This window comes from Pseudarcicella hirudinis (assembly GCF_900115665.1).
Classification (GTDB): Bacteria; Bacteroidota; Bacteroidia; order Cytophagales; family Spirosomataceae; genus Pseudarcicella; species Pseudarcicella hirudinis.
Genome location: NZ_FOXH01000029.1, coordinates 1 through 2855, shown reverse-complemented (window position 1 = coordinate 2855; position 2855 = coordinate 1). Strand labels below are relative to the sequence as shown.

Here is a 2855-nt window from a genome sequence, read left to right as displayed (position 1 = left end):
TGAAATGAAAACAGTAATTTGACATACTATAGTACTTACCGTGTCAAAGACACTTTACCCCATGAATTATCCGTAGTCTTTTCGACTACGGACAGAAGGGATGAACCATTGGCACTGACACGTAAATTAAAATGAACGATTGTTTGAAATTAAAGCAAAAAATGCCATCTCATATGCTTACCGTGTCACAGACACTCTGCACCTTAAATCATCCGTAGTCAAAAGACTACGGACAGGGGGTAAGTAACATTCTCCTCCAAATAGTAAAATACAATTCTACTACGCTCTTTGAATTAAATGAAAATGAACCATTGGTGCCGACACATAAGTTGAAATGAACGATTATTTGAAATTAAAACAAAAAATGCCATCTCAACTACTTACCTTGTCACAGACACTCTACTCCATAAATCATCCGTAGCCAAAAAGACTACGGACAGGAGGGGCAACACTAAGAATAGATAAGGATTACTTCCATATTTCCTAACCACTTACGAACTTAATTACTTTTAATTTCAGAAACCCTAAATTCTAGTTATCAACCTTACGCAAGATAACTAAGATCAGATGTTTTTTTTTAACTTACATAAGTTTTCATTCAATAATTCTATATCTAAATTAGCATCAATATCCCATTTATTTTTTTTTATCGTATTTAATAATATTTCTATATTATGAATAAGGCTACATTGAAACTCATCAATATCTAATTCGGTTGAAACAATTAATTTTCTATCAAAAAAGCCTTCTAAAAAATATAATCCATTTTTTTTTATAATTTTGAAATAAAATGGACCATCCATAAAACGATAATCACCTTCATTCCCATTTAAAAATGAGTGGGACCACCAATTGAAAATTGTAAGAGGAAAATCATTCCAAGTCTCTTCTGGAAAAAATACTTTAGATAAGTTTATATAAACTGTTCCTGTAATTCTACCGGAAACAGATAGTCGTAAAGTTTCTAATCTTAATTTTATCATCGCATTAATATATGGGATAAGCAGTCTCAATTGTTTTTGTATTAGTATTTAACCACATTTCGATATTTAATCCAGAATCTGTGGTTCCTCTCAAAAGAATTCGATCTCCCTGTGTTTGTAATTTTTCTGTAACATTTTTGTATGCATTTCTTATCGCAGAATTAACTTGTCGTTCCGACATATAATCAGGAAAAAGAGATTTTAAACTACTTACTCTTGAGCCTCCATTCATATGGCCTGACACAATATGTTCCATATCTATAGATACCTTTTTCCAAGAAGGTAAAATTCTTTTCAAAGCATTGCTCACTTTCAGTATTCTTCCCCCCTTTGATAAAAATGATACCGAAGTTGAGCCTAAATTGATTCCTGGAACATTAAGACCTCTTCCATCATCACCAGATGGACGTATTAAGTTCCAATAAGTCTCCCCTATGAACTTAGCAAAGTCCCCAATTGCATTTGATAAATAAAGATGACGATTGTATGTATTTGATAGATTAGAAGGGTGATAGCCAACACCATAAACAGTTGCTCCCTGCCCATCGCCATTTAATACAATCCCCGTTTGTTTATCATATGTATAAAGCGATCTACTATCTCTGTATTTATCATATTCCTTTCCACTCGGGCAAGTTGGGTATTTAAGTCTCCTTCAGAAGGCATAAACTAAGGAGAAGTAACAAACGTTTCCCCTTCAATTTCATTTGCATATTCATCTGAACCATAAAAATCTTTTAATTTACTCCCACAATAAGGGCAATACGAAATAGTCATTTTAGGTAAGAGTATATTATACTTATCGTAACCCATTGTAATGCAAAATCCAAACTGTTTTGTTAGCCCTTTTAGCAATGGATGTGATGATTGGTATTTAATAATACGAATATTAGGTGCCGTTGTTGATGGCAGTTTCACTTGTATTTCAAAATCGATACAACAATATTTTTTCATTATTAAATTTTATTTAATTCTTGCTAAATTTAAAATGGCATTTTTTACTGTAGGATTACTTATAACATACTCCAATCCTTTAGCTGTCCCATGAATTCCTGCTCTTGTTTCAATAAATCCTTCTGTAACCAAAAGTTGAAAATTTTGTGCAGGAATTTGAAAAGCTACTACGTTATGCCCATTTTTTACATAAGTTGCAGCGTAACCGGCTTCATCTGCTAAAAACAAGGCTCCATTTCCCCCCTCAGATCCTGTCATTCCTCTATAAATTATTTTATACGCATCATCAGCAGAACCTCTAAACAAGTTAGTAATTTGCTCTACAGTATAGGATCTACCTGATACTGCACCTATTCCACCAATAACCTCTGTTGAAATAGTTTTACCTAATAATTTTGTAAAAACTCTTCCCAATAGTCCAAAAACTGGACTCAAGACTTTTCCTCCAATATATGAACTTTCAAAAAAATAATTCGCCTCAATCCCCTCTCGATGCATTTTGTAAGTGCCATTACTTTGGGGATAAAAGTATCGCCCATAAATAGACACCATTGATCCTTGATTAACTACTTTTTGATTATTAGGTTTACCATCATCATCTCCGTTTCTGTCATTATGTTCATTATTTTGTGAAGCCTGGTAAGCAGTTGTAACATCAATAACATCGCTATCTTTTACTCCATTATCCTTTTTCCATTCCTCTGTTGAATACATCCCATCGGGATCTATAAATCTAATAGGATTATCATTACCATAAGTATAAGGGGACCATCGTCTCGATATTTCCGCCAATGGATCCACTGTCATCCATCTCCCCAAAGTATTATCATACTGCCTCGCTCCATAATCCAGCCAACTCGTCTCACTATCTGATTCCTTACCATTATACAAGCGGTCATTACTTCCGGGGCCCTTTAT

The 2855-nt window shown here is 33.8% G+C and carries 4 protein-coding genes; all 4 read right to left on the bottom strand.

Annotation, left to right across the window (positions count from 1 at the left end):
- Window positions 1-563: 563 nt before the first annotated feature.
- On the bottom strand, window positions 564-983 hold the full coding sequence (locus BM179_RS24945; protein WP_092019871.1) for a hypothetical protein: 420 nt from the start codon (window positions 981-983) through the stop codon (window positions 564-566).
- A 4-nt stretch (window positions 984-987) separates the two neighbouring features.
- Window positions 988-1281: an EndoU domain-containing protein gene (locus BM179_RS24940; protein ID WP_143095325.1), complete on the bottom strand. Its 294-nt coding sequence runs from the start codon at window positions 1279-1281 to the stop codon at window positions 988-990.
- 371 nt (window positions 1282-1652) lie between these two features.
- Entirely contained in the window at window positions 1653-1937 is a 285-nt protein-coding gene (locus tag BM179_RS25485) for a hypothetical protein (RefSeq protein WP_092019869.1), read from the bottom strand.
- 9 nt (window positions 1938-1946) lie between these two features.
- Window positions 1947-2855 (bottom strand): RHS repeat-associated core domain-containing protein (locus tag BM179_RS24930; RefSeq protein WP_143095324.1); only part of this gene is annotated, 909 nt, incomplete at its 5' end.